At 67.7% G+C, this 15,981-nt stretch carries 12 protein-coding genes and 1 pseudogene; 1 reads left to right on the top strand and 12 read right to left on the bottom strand.

The features are described 5' to 3' along the window. Nucleotides 1-13 precede the first annotated feature (13 nt). From SP6_RS12280 to SP6_RS12230, 11 genes and pseudogenes are all read right to left on the bottom strand, one after another. Nucleotides 14-586, bottom strand: coding sequence for a chemotaxis protein CheD (locus tag SP6_RS12280; RefSeq protein WP_007404717.1), 573 nt, complete (start codon nt 584-586; stop codon nt 14-16). Beyond that, the gene (locus tag SP6_RS12275) at nt 583-1,599 is read right to left on the bottom strand and encodes a protein-glutamate methylesterase/protein-glutamine glutaminase (RefSeq protein WP_007404756.1); all 1,017 of its coding nucleotides are present in this window, start codon (nt 1,597-1,599) and stop codon (nt 583-585) included. The genes SP6_RS12280 and SP6_RS12275 overlap by 4 nt, the downstream gene beginning before the upstream one ends. After that, nucleotides 1,599-2,456, bottom strand: a complete 858-nt coding sequence (locus SP6_RS12270) for a CheR family methyltransferase (protein WP_007404854.1) — start codon at nt 2,454-2,456, stop codon at nt 1,599-1,601. The genes SP6_RS12275 and SP6_RS12270 overlap by 1 nt, the downstream gene beginning before the upstream one ends. After that, nucleotides 2,453-4,627 (bottom strand): chemotaxis protein CheA, encoded by a 2,175-nt coding sequence (locus tag SP6_RS12265; RefSeq protein WP_007404773.1) that lies wholly within the window; start codon nt 4,625-4,627, stop codon nt 2,453-2,455. The genes SP6_RS12270 and SP6_RS12265 overlap by 4 nt, the downstream gene beginning before the upstream one ends. Nucleotides 4,628-4,640: 13 nt before the next feature. Next, nucleotides 4,641-4,919 (bottom strand): annotated as a pseudogene (locus SP6_RS12260) (STAS domain-containing protein); the annotation flags it as partial. Nucleotides 4,920-4,986: 67 nt separating this feature from the next. Continuing rightward, nucleotides 4,987-6,429, bottom strand: a complete 1,443-nt coding sequence (locus SP6_RS12255) for a methyl-accepting chemotaxis protein (RefSeq protein ID WP_037568420.1) — start codon at nt 6,427-6,429, stop codon at nt 4,987-4,989. 162 nt (nt 6,430-6,591) lie between these two features. Next, nucleotides 6,592-7,101: a lactoylglutathione lyase gene (gene gloA, locus SP6_RS12250; protein WP_007404772.1), complete on the bottom strand. Its 510-nt coding sequence runs from the start codon at nt 7,099-7,101 to the stop codon at nt 6,592-6,594. A gap of 95 nt (nt 7,102-7,196) precedes the next feature. Beyond that, on the bottom strand, nt 7,197-7,622 hold the full coding sequence (locus tag SP6_RS12245) for an organic hydroperoxide resistance protein (protein WP_007404796.1): 426 nt from the start codon (nt 7,620-7,622) through the stop codon (nt 7,197-7,199). Nucleotides 7,623-7,701: 79 nt separating this feature from the next. Beyond that, complete coding sequence (locus SP6_RS12240; protein WP_007404839.1) at nt 7,702-9,090, bottom strand: efflux transporter outer membrane subunit; 1,389 nt, start codon at nt 9,088-9,090, stop codon at nt 7,702-7,704. Beyond that, nucleotides 9,087-10,268, bottom strand: a complete 1,182-nt coding sequence (locus SP6_RS12235; RefSeq protein ID WP_042469105.1) for an HlyD family secretion protein — start codon at nt 10,266-10,268, stop codon at nt 9,087-9,089. Before SP6_RS12235 ends, SP6_RS12240 begins: the two co-directional genes overlap by 4 nt. 3 nt (nt 10,269-10,271) lie before the next feature. Continuing rightward, nucleotides 10,272-11,918 carry an MFS transporter gene (locus SP6_RS12230; RefSeq protein WP_007404728.1) on the bottom strand — a complete coding sequence of 549 codons (1,647 nt, stop codon included), beginning with the start codon at nt 11,916-11,918 and terminating at the stop codon, nt 10,272-10,274. Nucleotides 11,919-12,215: 297 nt separating this feature from the next. Between SP6_RS12230 and SP6_RS12225 the strand changes: the two genes are divergently transcribed. Then, entirely contained in the window at nt 12,216-13,289 is a 1,074-nt protein-coding gene (locus SP6_RS12225; RefSeq protein WP_007404729.1) for a GGDEF domain-containing protein, read from the top strand. Here SP6_RS12225 and SP6_RS12220 read toward each other — a convergent pair. Beyond that, a complete protein-coding gene (locus SP6_RS12220) occupies nt 13,273-15,798 on the bottom strand; it encodes a PAS domain-containing hybrid sensor histidine kinase/response regulator family protein (protein ID WP_053003293.1) in 2,526 nt (841 codons plus the stop codon). The two genes, SP6_RS12225 and SP6_RS12220, sit on opposite strands and share 17 nt — an antisense overlap. Between the last annotated feature and the right edge of the window lie 183 nt (nt 15,799-15,981).

Here is a 15,981-nt window from a genome sequence, read left to right as displayed (position 1 = left end):
GGATCGATAGACATTAGAAAAATTCCACATCGCCGGTCGCGGCAGGCGGCGGCGGTGGGGCGGGACGGATGACGCGGGGCATGGGTGCCGCCGTGTCGGTGACGTGACGGCACCGGGCGAGCCCGAGCGCGGGACGAAATTCGACGCGACGCGCGCTGACGCCGCCGACATCCTCACCGACCAGCGCGATCCGCTCGTCCGCCAGGAATCGGCGCGCGAACTGCGCATTGGCGCCGCCAATGTCGCGGAACCCGTCGCGCATCGTCGCACCACCGAACAACCTGGCTTTCAGGCTGTGTCGCTGGGCGCCGAGCGCCATCATGGCGTTGATCAAAACTTCCATCGCATAGACACCGTAGCGCTGCATGGATTTAGGATCGGTTTCCGCCGCGCCCGGTTCCGCCAATAAAAAGTGATTTAATCCGCCGACGCCAGCGATCGGATCGTACAGACAGGCCGAAATGCAGCTGCCCAGCACGGTCGTCAGCACGACGTCGCGTTCCTGCGACACGCGGGTCTCGCCCTGAATGATGTTGATTCGGCGCAGGCCGTCGCCCCGTGCCAGCCCGGTGATCGGCTGATTCATGCGCGACACCGCTCGATCAGCGCGGGCGCGACGCGGGTCAGCGTCAATTGCTTCGTCACTGCCCCAACCTCCTGCGCGACACCGGGCATGCCATAAACGACGCAGCTTTCCTGATCCTGGCCGACGGTGAACGACCCCTTGCGCCGCATCGCCAGCAGGCCATCGGCCCCGTCGCGGCCCATGCCGGTCAGGATCGCGCCGACCGCCTTGTCGCCGACATTCTTGGCCACGCTGTGGAACAGGCGGTCGACCGAGGGGCGGTGGCCGCTCATCGGATCGTCGGGGATCAGGCGGGCGCGATACTGGCCGTCGGTGCCGCCGACCTCCAGATGATGGGTGCCGCCGGGCGCCAGATAGACATGGCCGGGCATCAGCGGCTGGCCATGGCGCGCCTCGGCCACGGTCGGCTTGGACAGCCGGTCGAGCCGGGCGGCGAAGCTGGTCGTGAAGGTCGCGGGCATATGCTGGACGATGACCGTCGGCGGGCAGTTGGCCGGAAAGCCGCTGAGCACCTGGATCAGCGCCTCGACGCCACCGGTCGACGCCCCGATCGCGATCAGCGATCCGGCGCGTGGGTTGAAATTGGCCACCGGCACGGGCGCGGCGGGCGCCATGTCGCGCACGCGGATGCGCCGGCTGCTCGCGGCGGCCTTGACGCTTTCGGCCAGGCGCGGGTCCAGGCAGTTGGTGGCCGGCTTGGCACAGCATTCGACCGCGCCCAGCTCCAGCGCGCGGATCGTCGTGTCCGCCCCCGCCTGGGTCAGCGTCGAGAGCATGACGACCGGCATCGGGCGCAGCCGCATCACGCGCTCCAGGAAATCGAGCCCGTTCATGTCGGGCATCTCGACGTCCAGCGTGATGACGTCGGGGTCGAGCGCCTTGATCATCTCGCGCGCCTGGTGCGGACCATTGGCCGCACCAACCACTTCGATATCGGGGTCGCGACTCAGCATCCCCGCGATCAGCGCGCGCATGGTGGGGGAATCGTCAACGATCAGGGTACGAACGGCCATCAGGAAACTTTCTGGAAAGCGGTACGACCGATGCAGTGAAAGCGCGCCGATACTTCCGGCGGGATGCGTTCGGCATGACCGATGTAGAGGGTGCCGCCAGTGACCAACTGGTCGGCAAAACGGGCCAGTAGCTGAGCCTTGGTCGGCTCATCGAAATAGATCATGACGTTGCGGCAGAAGATGACGTCGAACGGCCGCCGCATCGGCCAGTGGCGAAGCAGATTGAGTTCACGAAACGCGATCGGTGCGCGCAGCGCCGGGGACAGTTCCTCCATGTCGCCCGCCCGCTGGCACCAGGCCTGGCGCATCGAGGCCGGCATGGCGCGGGTGGTGTCGAGCGGATAGCGGCCCGCGCGTGCGGTGGCGATGACGCTGGGCGACAGATCAGTCGCCAGCACCTTGAAATCCTGACCGGCCAGCTTGGTCGCCGCGCGGGTGTCGGTGCCCAGGATGGTCATCATCAGCGAATAGGGTTCCTCGCCGCTGGAACAGGCCGCCGACCAGACGCGCACCCGCCCGCCCGAGGCCAGACGCTCCGAAAAGCCGGGCCACAGTTCGTCGCGGAAATGCTCGAAATGATGATTTTCGCGGAAGAAGGAGGTGTGGTTGGTGGTCAGCGCATCGACCGCCCGTGCCCGTTCCTCGGGATCGTCGGCGATGAGCGCGAGATAGTCGGGGAAATTCTCCAGCCCGCACGCCCGCAGCCGCCGCGCCAGTCGCCCATAGATCAGCTTGGCCTTGTTGTCGGGCAGCAGGATGCCCGACTCGGCATAGATCATTTCGGCGATCGCACGATGGTCGGCCGCCGAGAAGGCGAACTCCATCTCACGCTGGGGGAGGGCGGCGGCGGCGTTCATGCGGCCAGGTCTTCGATAAAGGCGCCACCGTTGCGGCCGTCACGGCGCCAGCGGCCGATCAGCGCATCGACGTCGAGGATCAGCGCGACCCGGCCATCGCCCAGGATGGTCGCGCCAGCCAGGCCATGGATGGCGCGGTAGTTGGCCTCCAGGCTCTTCACCACGACCTGACGCTGGTCCTGGATCGAGTCGACCATCAGCACCGCCTGGCCCTGGTCGCTTTCGACCACGATCAGCACCGCATCCTCGGGCTGGCGCGTGGCGCCACCGACGCCGAGCTGCTCGCCAACGCGGTGAACGGGAACATAGGTGCCGCGCACGTCGAGCAGCGGCGACTGGCCGCCGACGAAATGCACCTCGTCGATGCCGGGACGCAGGCTCTCGACGATGTGGGTCAGCGGGATGACGAAGGTCTGGTCGCCGACCGTCACGATCATGCCGTCGAGCACGGCCAGCGTCAGCGGCAGGCTGAGCGAGAAGCTCGACCCCTTGCCCAGTTCGGACTGGATGCCGATGCGGCCGCCCAGCGCCTGAATGTTCTTGCGCACCACGTCCATGCCGACGCCGCGACCCGAGATGTTGGAGACGACGGCGGCGGTCGAGAAGCCGGGGGCGAAGATCAGATTGTCGATCTCTTCCTCCGATAGCTGCGCGTCGGGGGCGATGATGCCGCGTTCGATCGCCTTGGCCTTGACGCGCGCGCGGTCGATGCCGCGCCCGTCATCGGCGACCGTGATCACGATGCGGCCCGACTGGTGCGCGGCCGACAGGGTGACCACGCCCTCGCCATCCTTGCCCACCGCCTTGCGATCGGCCGGGGTCTCCAGACCATGGTCGACGGCGTTGCGGATCAGGTGGGTCAGCGGCTCGCCGATGCGCTCGACCACGGTCTTGTCGACCTCGGTCATCTCGCCCTCGACTTCCAGGCGGACGCGCTTGCCGGTTTCGACCTCCAGTTCGCGGATGATGCGGGGCACGCGGCTGAAGACGGTCTTCATCGGCTGGGCGCGGATCGCCATCGTCGAATCTTGAAGCTCGCGCGTCAGGTGGTCGAGGTCGGACAACTCGGGGATCGAGCCCATCTCGTTCTCGGACAGGCGCTGCGCCAGCATCGCCTGGGTGATGACCAACTCGCCGACCAGATTGACCAGGCGGTCCAGCTTGTCGAGATCGACACGGATCGTCTGGGCGGCGGCGGCGGCGACGCGCGGGCTGTTGGCGACTTCGGCGAGCGAGGGGGCGGACGGCTCGGCCGGGGCCGGTGCGGCGGGCACGGCGGCCAGCGGCACGGGCGCAGCCACGACCGGTGCGGGCGCCGCTTCCGGCTCGTCGGCGGGCGCAGGGGCCGCCGCTTCGGGTTCCGGGGCGGCGACCGCCGCGAACACATCCTCGGTCGCGCGCGTCACGGTCAGGCGGCATTGCGGATCGGCAAAGTCGAAGACCGCGCGGATATCGTCCTCATCGGTCGTGCCGGGCAGCGCCAGGGTGAAGCCCATATAGGCGCGCTCGGCATCCAGCCCGTCGAGCAGCGGCAGGTCGGACAGATCGGCCGACAGCGTGCGACCGCCCATGCGCGACAACTCGCGCAGCGCCAGCATCGGCTCGGCACCATGATCGAAGGCGCGCGGGCCCGGATAGACGGTGACGATCCATTCGGCCGGTGCGGCCTCGGCCGCCGGGGCGGCGGGTTCCTCGAGCATCGCGAACAGCGCGTCGAAATCATCGGTCGCGGCGGGCGCGGGCGTATCGACGGGGGCCTCGACCTCACCCACGGTCTCGGCGGCGCTTTCGACCCGGCCCTCGGCGGCGGCGGCCAGACGGTCGAGCATTCCCTGGTCGGCGGGCGTCGCGCCTTCGCCGCGGGCGGCCGCGACATGGTCGGTCAACGTGTCGAACGCCGCGACGATCAGGTCGATCAGCGGTTCACCGAGCGGCAGCGTGCCGTTGCGGATCAGGTCGAGCACCGTCTCGTAATGGTGCGAGAAATGCTGCAGCCGGTCATGGCCGAAGGCCCCGGCGCCGCCCTTGATCGAATGGACCGAGCGGAAGACGGTGTTGATCGTCTCGTCATCATGCCGCCCGCGCTTCAGATCGGCGAAGGCGGATTCGAGCGCGCCGAGGCCTTCTTCGCATTCCTGGAAGAAAATCTGCTGGATCTCGTCGAGATTCATCGGGTCGGGCCTTTCAGGCGGCGGGGGTGACGAGGCGGTCGAGGCCCGCCAGCGTGATCATGGAAGCCAGGGCTTCGGACGGATTCTGCAACTCGAAATCGGTGCGGATCGACGCCGCCATCGCCTGGGCACTGGCCAGAACCTGGAGACAGGCCTGGCCCGCCTGGGTCACCTGGCCGCCATCCAGCGCGATGGCATCGCCCGATGCGATCAGGTCGAGCAGCGCCTGGCGCAGCGGCGCGGCGGCGGTGGTGTCGAGCACAGGGGCGAGGGACAGAGCGGTCACGGCGAAACTCCAGTCGACAAAGCGAAGCGGCGGAAGGTGAACCCCCGCCCCCGGTCAGGGGGCGGGGCGGGGATCAGAACTCGGTCCAGTCGTCGTCGCTCGCCGCCAATGCGGCGTTGCCGGCCGACTGGGGGGCGGGGCGCGACGCCTGGGCGATGCGGCGGCCAGCGGCAGCGACGCGCTGCTGCAACTGGTGGACGGGTTGCGCTGCGGGGCGCGGGGCGACGAAGCGGTCGGCGCTGGTCTGGCCGATGCGGAACCGGGCGATCTCGCGGGCCAGCCCATCGGCCTCGACAGCCAGCGAGCGGGCGGCGGCGGTCGCCTGTTCGACCATCGCGGCGTTCTGCTGGGTCACGCCGTCCATCGCGGACACGGCGGTGTTGACCTCCTGCAGCCCGATGGCCTGCTTTTCGGCGGAGCTGGCGATATCCTCGACCAGCGTGCTGATCTCGGTGATCCGGCCGATGATCCGCTCCAGCGCCTTGCCGGTCTCGCTGACCAGGCCGACGCCCGATTCGACCTGTTCGGAACTGGCAAGGATGCGCGACTTGACGTCCTTGGCGGCGTCCGCCGAGCGCTGGGCCAGCGCGCGCACTTCGGAGGCGACGACGGCGAAACCCTTGCCCGCATCGCCGGCACGCGCCGCCTCGACACCCGCATTGAGCGCAAGCAGATTGGTCTGGAAGGCGATGCCGTCGATCACGCTGATGATCTCGGAAATCTCGCTGGAAGCGCGCTCGATACCGGCCATGGCATCGACGGCGCGGCGCACGACCTCGCCCGAATGTTCGGCCTCGACCCGCGCATCGGCGACCGCGCGGTTGGCGCGGTTGGCGCCCTCGGCGGTCTGGCGGACGGTCGAGGTGATCTCGTCCATCGCCGCGGCGGTTTCCTCCAGGCTCGCGGCCTGTTGCTCGGTGCGCTGCGACAGGTCGTCCGAGGCCTGGCGGATGTCGCTGGCACCCGTATTGATGCCGTGGGTCGATTGGACGACGGCGCCCATGGCGCCGGCCAAAGCGTCCACCGCGCGATTATAGTCGGCGCGCAGCTTTTCATATTCGGCGGGGAAAGCGATATCGATCGACTGGTCGAGATTGCCATCGGCCAGCTCGCCCAGGCCCTTGCCCAGCGCGGTCACGACGATCTGCTGTGCCTGGGCGGCTTTCTGCACCTCGACGGCATTGTCGCGGAACACGGAGACGGCCTTCGCCATCCGACCGATACAGTCGCGATAGTCGGTATAGGGGATATCCCTGTCGACATTGCCGGCGGCCAGTTGTTCCATGGCCTCTACGCTGCCCACATAGGGGTTGCAAATCAGTGAACGACTGACCCGCGAAATCACCAGCGTGGCCAATAATACGGCTGCCGACAGGATGAGCGGGGGCGTTGGCGCGACCCCGCCATTGGCCATAATGGTCGCGACCAGGCCGGCGGCGGCCAAGCCTCCATAGGCGACCGTCAATACGTCAAATTTCAGGCGGACTGGTGCCGTCTTGGCGAACCAGGTAATCATGATGGCATCCTCCATCGACCGCGAGTGGGAGCCTCGCTGCCAGGTCGGAAAGAGGGTTGCGAATCCCTCTCCTCCTCTCCGATCTGTCCGGTATGGCCCCAATCCGTAAACATCCGGTTTCGGAGCAGAATTTCGGCCGATGCCGATGGAGGATGCGTGCGATCAGCGTGGCGGCAGGCTGTCCTTCATGCCGGCTGCGGACAGGATTTCGATCCAATAGCCGTCAGGATCGGTGATGAAGGCGATGTCCTTCATCTTGCCGTCCTGCGGCCGCTTCTTGAAGGATACGCCCAGCGACTCGAACCGGGCACAGGCCTCGCCGACATCGGCGACGCTGATGCCGATATGGCCAAAGCCGCGCGGATCGGCATTGCCGTCATGATAGCCCTTGAAATCGGGGTCCGACTCGGTGCCCCAATTGTGGGTCAGTTCCAGCGTGGTCTCGCGGTCGAAGATGAAATGGGCGCGCTCGGCGGGATCGTCGGGAATCGATTCGCCCTCGGCCAGATAGGCGAGGAAGTAGAGCGAAAACCGCATCTCCTCGAAATCCAACTTCTGAAGAAGCGTCATGCCGAGCACGTCCTGATAAAAGGCGAGCGACGGCTTGGGATCGCGGATGCGCAGCATCGTCTGGTTGAGCGCGAAGGATTCGGTGCCGGCGGGGCGGGTCATGGATGCTCCTTTATGCGTGGATATTGCCTGGGAATGGCAAGGCCCTCCGCCGGTCGGGCGAAGGGCCTTGGGGTATCACATGCGTGCGGATCGGCTCAGGCGACGGTCAGGCCGACATCGACATTGCCGCGAGTCGCATTGGAATAGGGGCAGACCTCATGCGCGGCGCGCATCAGCCGCTCGGCATCGGCGCGGTCGACGCCGGGCAGGTTGACGGTCAGATCGGCGGTGATGCCATAGCCACCCTCGTCACGCGGGCCGAAGCCGATTTCGGCGGTGACGGTCGCATCCGGCGGCACGCGTACGCCTTCCTTGCCCGACACGGCCTTCATCGCGCCCAGGAAACAGGCCGAATAACCGGCCGCGAACAGCTTTTCCGGATTGGCGCCTTCGCCGCCGGGGCCGCCCATTTCCTTCGGGACGACTAGCTTGACGTCGACCGAGCCATCCTCCGACCGTGTCGCGCCATCGCGGCCGCCGGTGGCCGTCGCCTTGGTCTTGTAGATCGCTTTCACGCCCATATCGATTCTCCCATGTTGGAAACGTTTGCCGACACAAGCGCGTCAGGACGGCCCACGTTCCCTTTGGGGTGGCCATGGCTCAGCGCGCGGTGGCGCGGATAGCCTCGTCCGACCAGCCGCCGCCCATCGCCTGATAGAGGGTGATATAGGCGGTCAGTTGATTGGCCTGCGCCTCGGCGAGCGCGAGTTCGGCGTTGAGCAGGCCGCGCTGCGCATCGAGCTGCTCCAGATAGGAGGAATAGCCTGCACGGTAGCGGTTGGAGGCGATGCGCAGCGCCGAAGCCTGGGCGGTACGCTGTCCGGCAAGCGCCACCGCCTGTTCGCCCGAGCGGCGGACCGAGGCCAAGCTGTCGTCCACCTCGCGGAACGCGGTCAACGCCGCCTTGCGATAGGCATAGGCCGCCTGGTCGCGCCGCGCCGCGCTGGCATCGGCCTGGGCGCGCAGGCGGCCGGCGTCGAAGATCGGGGCGAGCACGCTGCCGCCGATCGAGAATATGGTCAGCGGGTTCTTGAGCGCGCTCGACAGGACGATACCCGCCGATCCGGTCAGTCCCAGGCTGGGCAGCATCGCCGCACGCGCACTGTCGAGCGAGCGGTCGGCAGCGACCAGCGCCTGTTCGGCCTGGAACAGGTCGGGCCGGCGGCGGAGCAGGTCGGCGGGCAGGCCATCTGGAATGGCGGGGCGGATCAGCCGGTCGATCGGCAGACCCCGCGCGATCGGGCCCGGCGTACCGCCGATGAGGACGCTCAGCGCATTCTCCTGCCGCGTCACTGCCAATTGCGCGGCGGCGACCAGTTGCTCGGTGGAGCGATATTCCCCCTGCGCCTGCCGCAGTTCGAGATTGGAGGTATAGCCCGTCTCGGCCCGCCGCCGTGCGATGCGCAAGGCATCCGCCCGCGCCGCCAGCGTTTCCTCGGCGATATGCAGCCGATGGTCGAGCGCGCGGAGCGTGACATAGCCGCTCGCCACCCCGCTCGCGAGTGCCAGCCGGACGGTATCACGCGCCGCCTCGGTCGCCAGCAACTGCGCGCGGGCGGCGGCGCGGGCGCTGCGCAGCCGGCCGAACAGGTCGAAATCATAGCTCGCCTGGACCACCGGCTGCGCGCCTAGCGCGTCGAGACCGGTGCCGAAGGCGGTGACGGTCCGTGCCTCGGACAGCGGTACGCCGGCGGTGATATTGGGCGACAGTTGCGCGCGGGCCAGCCGTTCCTGCGCACGGGCCTCCTCCACCCGCGCGGCGGCGCTGCCCAGATCGGGATTGTTGGCGAGCGCCGTCGTCACAAGCGCGGTCAGTTGCGGGTCGCCGAACGCCTGCCACCATTGCGCCGCGATCGGGCTGCCGGGGCCCAGCGTCGTACGCCAGGCAGGCGGCGCGACGACCGCGCTGTCGGCCGGGCGCTGCGGCCGCGCACCGATACAGCCCGCGAGCAGCAGTGCGGCGGCGAGGGGGAGGGCGACGCGCCTCATCGCACTGTCGGCCCGCCGGCGGTGTCGACGCTGGCCTGCACCGACATGCCGGGGCGCAGCCGGGCGGCAAGCGGCTGGCCCGGATCGACGCGAATGCGCACCGCGATGCGCTGCGGCACCTTGGTGAAATTGCCGGTGGCGTTATCGGATTTCAGCACGGCGAATTCGGACCCTGCGGCGGGCGAGATCCGCTCGACATGGCCCTTCAGCCGCGCATTGGCGAGGCCGTCGACGGTGAAGCTCGCCGGCTGTCCCACCGCCATGCGCGCGGTCTGCGCTTCCTTGAAATTGGCGATGACCCAGGTTTCGGGCGGCACCAGGAACATCAGTTGCGAGCCGGCGGTGACATATTGGCCCAGCCGCACGCCGACCTCGGACAGGCGGCCATTTTCGGGCGCACGGACGACGGTGTTGGCGAGATCGATCTGCGCCAGCCGCCGCGCGGCCTCCTCCCCCGATACGCCCGCCTGCTGTCCGCCGCGTCCGACGACGACGGTGCGGACATCCTGCTGCGCGATCTCACGCGCGGCCTTGGCTTGGCGCAGGGCGGCCTGGGCCTGGCGCAGCGCGGCCAGAGTCTGATCGCGTTCGCGCAGCGACACCGATCCATCGGTGACGAGGTCGTTGACGCGCGCCATGTCGGCCTGGGCGCGCATCAACTGCGCCTCGGCATTGGCGACGGCGGCGTCCTGCGCCGACAGGCTGGCGGCGCGCGAGGCTTGTGCCTGGCGGCTATTGGCCAGTGTCGCTTCCTGCGCCGCGACCTGCGCGGTCGCCTGCTCGACGCGCTGGCGATAGATGCGGTCATCGATGCGCACCAGCGGCTGGCCCGCACGCACCGTCTCGAAATCGCGGACGAGGACGGCGGTGACATAGCCGCTGACCTGCGGTGCGATCACCGTGGTGCGGCCGCGGACATAGGCATTGTCGGTCGACTGGATCTCGCTCGAAAAGGGCGGCAGCCGCCATGCCGCCAGCACCGCCGCGACGCCGCCGAGCACGAGCAACAGGATCAGCGCGCGCGATCGCCACCCTCCCGAGGGCGGGCGCCAGCCCGAGGCGGCGGGTGGCGGGGCGGGCGGAGGAACCGGCGCGGCGCTGGTCGGCGGCGCGCCCACTTCGGCGGCGGCTTGTTCGGTCATGGGGATGGGCGAGACGGGCGAGCGGGTGTCGGTCATGGCTCAGGCCTTGGCAGCGGCGCGGGCGCGCCGGGTACGCCGCCAGGTCAGCAGCGCGAGGAACATAGTGACGGCCGCCGCCAGGGCCGCGACCAGGCGGAAGACATCATTATAGGCGCGGATATTGGCCTCGCGCGTGGCGGCCTGCGACAGGAGCGCGCTGCCCTCGGCGCGGGCCAGCGTGGGGTCGGACACGACTCCCGACACGCGCGCGCCGCCCGCCTGGATACGCTGCGTCACCTGTGGGTCTGTGGGGTCGATATTCTGGACGATGGCGGCGCTATGCGCCTTTTCGCGGATCACCTGATAGGTGCCGAGCAGCGCGGTGCCGCCCAGGCTGCCGACCGAATTGAGCATCCCGAACAGCGCGATGAAGCTGATCACATGCCCCGCCCCCTGTTGCAGCGCGCGGGTCATGCCGAACAGCAGCGACGGGCCGAGGAAGAAGGTGGTGGAAAAGGCGATCAGCGCCTGGGTCGCATAAAGCTGCGGCGCACGGGTCAGGTTCGTCGAGAAGCTGTCGGCAAAGGCGGCGATGGCGACCAGCCCGATCGCGAACATGATCGGGTGGGTCAGCCGCGTCACGTCCAGCGTCACCGCACTGGCGACGACGCCTGCGACCGAGGCGATGAAGACGATGGTGAACAGCGTCCTGAACTGATCGTTATTCTGCCCCAACGTGGTCAGCAGCCCGACCGCGCCGAAATTCTGTTCGGACAGAACGATCCGCGCCATCAGCGTGACGATGGTGAAGCGGACAATGTCGAGCGATCCCAGCCAGCGCGTGTTGAGCAGCGGATTGGCGCGGTGATGCTCGATCCACAGCGCGGCGGCGAGCAGCGGGATGGCGATGACCAGCGCCCAGCCGATCCAGGCGGCCTGCGTCCACCACACTAGCCGCCCCTGGCCCAGCACCGCGCAAAATAGCCCGATCGCGGGCGCATAGAGCGCGAAGGTCAGGAAATCGAGCGGCTCGAACGCCTTCAATCGCTGGGTCGGCGGCAGGCGCAGCGCGATGATCGCCGCCAGGCTGATCGCCGCCAGCCCGAACTCGAACATGTAGAGCGTACGCCACTGCGACATGGCGAGCAGTTCGGGGGAGAAGAGCCGGGCGAGCGGTGTCGCGCATTGCGGCACGCCGATGCCCAGCACGATCGCCTTCAGCCGCCATTTCGCGGGGAGCGCCTGCATCATGTAATAGAGGCCGAGCGACGACAAGGCTGCCGCCGCCATGCCGCTAGCCGCACGCACCGCGATCGCCGTACCGAAATCGCGCACGAACAGATGCGCAAAGGCCAGGATCGTATAGAGCCCGACGAACAGCAGCGCGAAGGGGCGCAGGCCGAATTGCTGGCGAAACTTGATCAGCAGCAGGTTGATCGACGCGTTGGTCATCACATAGGCGATCGGCAGCCATGCGATCTCGGTCGGATCGAGCCCCAGCGCGCCTTGCAACTGCACGGTGTTCACCTGCACGAGGGCATTGCCCAGGCCACCGGTCAGTCCGATCAGCACCGCGATCAGGCCATAGGCGAAGCGGCGGCGCAGCGGATGGTCGAAATTGCCGGGAGAGCCGGGGATGGTCGGCCGCTCATGGGGAGCAAAGGACCATTCCTCCTCGCTCCAAAATTGCCGAAACCGCGTCGCCATTCCTGCCCTTTCATCCCGGCGCACGAAACGCGCAACCCGTCGACTCGGGTGCGGCGGGGGAAAAGGGCCGGATAAGTGGCTGCGACACGCGCATTTTGTCGCCGCGCATATCGGTTAAAGGGTCCGATCCGGCGATAATACTCGAAGCTCAGGGCCTCGTTTAAAGAGTTGTTGACTGGGTCGCTCTAAACATAGGTAATGATCGGCGGGGGATGTTGAGGAGCCGTGTTGCGACAGGAGGAACCGGAACCCGTTTACCGGGAACTTGTCGACGCCCTTGCCGACAATGTGGTACCGATGGCGATCCTATGCGCGACGATGGCCGCGGCCGGCACCTATGTCTGGTCGATCAGACCCGATCCTTTGACGACTGCCGCAAGCCTCCTTTGTACGGCGACGACTTTCGTGAAGATCGTCACCATCCTGCATCACCGTCACCATCGCGCGGCTTATCGAGGCGCGGCGCTGGATCGGGTACGGTGGCACGAGTTCGTGCACTTCGTCACGACGGTCGCCGTCTGCCTGTCGATCGGTCTGTTCTCGGTCGCGGTCTATGCACTGCCCTATCCCGTGCTTCATCTGCTGCCGATCGCCATCACCTTTGGCTATAGCGGGGGGCTGATCGCGCGGGCATCCGTCCGGCCGCATATTGCGGGCATCGCCATTCTATGCCTGATCGTCCCCAATATGCTGGCGCAGATGCTGTCGGGGGAACACCATCTCTTCATCGCCCTCATCCTGATGGTCTTTGCCGCCGCCGGGCTGCAAAGCGTCGCCTTCGTCTATGACACGGCCCGGCGCGCGGTGATGCTGCGGCTGGAACTGGAGCAACTGGCCCGGCGCGATCCGCTGACCGGCCTTCTGAACCGGCTCGCGCTGCGCGAGGCGTTCGAGGCGCTGGCCTCGGGCGTTCGTCAGCCGGTCGTCGTCCATGCCTTCGACCTTGACGGGTTCAAGGGGGTCAATGACCGGTTCGGTCATCTGGCGGGCGACCGGTTGCTGGCGCTGCTGGCCGCCCGCATCCAGTCCAGCATCCGTGACGACACGATCGCCGCCCGCATCGGTGGGGACGAATTCGTCATGGTGCAACTGGGCGACGAAGCCGCCGCCTGGTGCCTGGCCAGGCGCATCCATGACCAACTGACCCGCCCCTGCGACGTGGGGCAGGCGGAACCCGTCTCGGTCGGGCTGAGCCTGGGCTATGCGGTCGGGCAATTGCCCGACGTCAGCCTGGAGGCGCTGATCCAACAGGCCGATGCGCGGTCCTATGCCGTCAAGCGGGCGGGCGGCGGCATCCGGGGCCCCGAGGCGCTGGTGGACGAACCGGCGATCACCTTCGTGCCCGTCGAAGTCCTCAACTGTCCAGTATAGCCCGAATGCGCGCGGCCAGGTCGGCAAAGTCGAACGGCTTGGTGATCAGCGCGACGCCCGCATCCAGCCGCCCGCCATGGACGATCACGTCGCGCGCATAGCCGGTGGTGAACAGCACCTTGAGGTCGGGATGCAGCGCGCGCGCGGCGGAGGCGAGGTCGGCGCCGGTCATCCCGCCGGGCAGCACCACGTCGGAAAACAGCAGCGCGATGCGCGACGCCTCCGGCGCTTCCAGCAGCGCGAGCGCCGAAGCGCCGTCATCGGCCTCCAGCACGTCATAGCCCAGTTCGCGCAGCGCCTCGGTCGAATAGGCGCGGACATCGGCATCGTCCTCGACCACCTGAATCGTCTCCGATCCATGGACCGCGCCGCCGGGGTCGGCGGGGGGCTCGACGACCGTCTCCACCGCGCCCTCGAAACGCGGCAGGAGCAGCGAGACGCAGGTGCCCTGGCCGGGCTTCGATTCGATCTGCACCTGGCCGCCCGACTGTTTGGCGAAGCCGTAGACCATCGACAGGCCCAGGCCGGTGCCCTTGCCGACCTCCTTGGTGGTGAAGAAGGGCTCGAACACGCGGCCCAGCGTCGCGCGATCCATGCCGATACCGGTGTCGCTGACATCGATCGCGACATAATCGCCCGGATTGGTGGGATGGGGCACCGGCCCGGCGACCATCGTCGCATGGCCATCCAGCCGGGCGTTGCGCATGGTGATCGACAGGGTGCCGCCATGCGGCATCGCATCGCGCGCATTGACCGCCAGGTTCAGGATCGCGCTTTCCAACTGGTTGGGATCGGCCTCGGCCAACCACAGGCCGGGGACGGCGTGGATATCCAGCGTCACCTGTTCGCCCAGCGTCCGGGTCAGCAGATCGGACAGCCCGTCGACCAGCCGCGCCACATCGACCGATTGCGGCGCCAGCGGCTGGCGGCGCGAAAAGGCGAGCAGCCGCTGGGTCAGCGTCGCGGCGCGCTTGGCGCCGGTCATGGCGTTGGTCGCGGCCCGCCGCGCGCGGGGATGCTCCTCGGTCGGCAGCAACCGGTCGAGCATCTCCAGATTGCCGACCACGACCTGAAGCAGATTGTTGAAGTCATGCGCGATGCCGCCGGTCAGTTGGCCCACCGCCTCCATCTTCTGGCTCTGGCGGAGCTGGGCCTCCATGTCGGCCAGCTTTTCCTGCGCGGCCAGCCGTTCGGAGACGTCGGTGGCGAACTGATAGGCGCCGATCGGCGTGCCGTCGGCGGCGATCAGCGGGCTGAAGCGCAGTTCATAATGCCGCCGCTCGCCCGCCTGATCGGTCAGTGCCTGGATGACGGAGAAATCCTCGCCCGCCAGTGCGCGGGTCCAATAATCGCGCATCACCGACAGGATTTCGGGCCGCGTCCCCATCGCATCGCCCTTGTGCTGGCCGATATGCGGGCGCAGGCCGAAGATCCGCTCGAAATCGTCCGCCGCAGCGCGGTTGATCGCCAGATAGCAATGGTCGAAGCCCAGCACCTGCACCATCGTCCCGGTCGAATCGATGATGTCGGCGAACAGCTTGCGCTCGGCCAGCGCCTCGGCGACGCGGCGTTCCAGCACGGCGTTGACGTCGCGGAGCGTCGCCTCCGCCCGGCGGCGTTCGTCAATATCGAACACCGACCCGACCATGCCCAGATAGGCGCCGTCGTCGATCCGGGGAATGGCGGTGACGGTCGCCCAGTGATAGCCGCCGTCGCGGTGGCGCAAGCGAAACTCCAGGTTGAACGCCATCTGGTCGCGGGTTGCGGCGCGGAAGGCATTCTCGGCCATGGCGCGGTCGTCGGCATGGACCGCCTTGAACCAGTGGAAATCCAGCGCCTGCTCGATGTCGAGCCCGGTCTGGGTGGTCCAGGCGCGGTTGATATAGACGCAGCGGCCATCGGCGCGGGTCACCCACATGATGATCGGTGCATGGTCGGCGACGTTGCGGAACCGCGCCTCGCTCTCGCGCGCGGCGGCCAGGGCGATCTCGCGCTCCTGCCGGTCGCGCATCCGCGCGCTGCTGTCGATCACCGTCGCCAGCACACCTGCCGGCCGCCCCTGTTCGTCCGCGATCGGCGTATAGTCCAGGTCCAGCCAATGCTGTTCGCGGGCCCCCCGATGCTCCAGCATCATTGCCTGGTCGCGATAGGCGAGGCTGTGGCCATTCAGCGCGGACAACAGCACCTGTTCGTTGAACGCGCGCGCTTCCGGCCAGGCGTCGAGCAACCGCTGGCCCAGAATGGCCGGATGCCGGGTGCCCGAAAATTCGCCATAGCCGGCATTGTAGATCAGAATGCCTTCCGGCCCCCAGATCGTCGCCATCGGGATGGAGGAGGACAAGGCGATGCCGATCGCGGTCATCCGGCTTTGCGGCCAGGACGCGATCGGGCCGAGCGGGGTCGCGGACCAGTCGAATCCCGCGATCAACCGCCCCATCTCGCCGCTGCGCGCCAGAACAGCGGCAAAGCCGGCGGGGATGTCGGCAGGATAGTGGGCAGTCGCGATCATGCTCGGTTCGTCTCCCCTCGAAACCCGGCGCCGGTGACGATGTAGCGTTGCTTTGGCGGGAGGAATAGAGGGACTGGCCGGTATCTTGCTCTGAATGGGTGGAAATATCGTATGGACGCTGGCCTCGTCTTGGCGATAGCACCCCGTCATTATGATGATCGGTCGCCATGGCCATGACGTTTT

The organism is Sphingomonas paucimobilis NBRC 13935 (genome assembly GCF_000739895.2).
Lineage (GTDB): Bacteria > Pseudomonadota > Alphaproteobacteria > Sphingomonadales > Sphingomonadaceae > Sphingomonas > Sphingomonas paucimobilis.
This window is presented reverse-complemented; position numbering and strand designations above follow the sequence as displayed.

Bases quoted from the DNA above. Each gene is read 5' to 3' on its own strand.
- SP6_RS12235 (WP_042469105.1), bottom strand. From the start codon at position 10,268: ATGACCGACACCCGCTCGCCCGTCTCGCCCATCCCCATGACCGAACAA.
- SP6_RS12255 (WP_037568420.1), bottom strand. From the start codon at position 6,429: ATGATTACCTGGTTCGCCAAGACGGCACCAGTCCGCCTGAAATTTGAC.
- SP6_RS12230 (WP_007404728.1), bottom strand. From the start codon at position 11,918: ATGGCGACGCGGTTTCGGCAATTTTGGAGCGAGGAGGAATGGTCCTTT.
- SP6_RS12270 (WP_007404854.1), bottom strand. From the start codon at position 2,456: ATGAACGCCGCCGCCGCCCTCCCCCAGCGTGAGATGGAGTTCGCCTTC.
- SP6_RS12225 (WP_007404729.1), top strand. From the start codon at position 12,216: ATGGCGATCCTATGCGCGACGATGGCCGCGGCCGGCACCTATGTCTGG.
- SP6_RS12240 (WP_007404839.1), bottom strand. From the start codon at position 9,090: ATGAGGCGCGTCGCCCTCCCCCTCGCCGCCGCACTGCTGCTCGCGGGC.
- SP6_RS12275 (WP_007404756.1), bottom strand. From the start codon at position 1,599: ATGGCCGTTCGTACCCTGATCGTTGACGATTCCCCCACCATGCGCGCG.
- gloA (WP_007404772.1), bottom strand. From the start codon at position 7,101: ATGACCCGCCCCGCCGGCACCGAATCCTTCGCGCTCAACCAGACGATG.
- SP6_RS12280 (WP_007404717.1), bottom strand. From the start codon at position 586: ATGAATCAGCCGATCACCGGGCTGGCACGGGGCGACGGCCTGCGCCGA.
- SP6_RS12245 (WP_007404796.1), bottom strand. From the start codon at position 7,622: ATGGGCGTGAAAGCGATCTACAAGACCAAGGCGACGGCCACCGGCGGC.
- SP6_RS12220 (WP_053003293.1), bottom strand. From the start codon at position 15,798: ATGATCGCGACTGCCCACTATCCTGCCGACATCCCCGCCGGCTTTGCC.
- SP6_RS12265 (WP_007404773.1), bottom strand. From the start codon at position 4,627: ATGAATCTCGACGAGATCCAGCAGATTTTCTTCCAGGAATGCGAAGAA.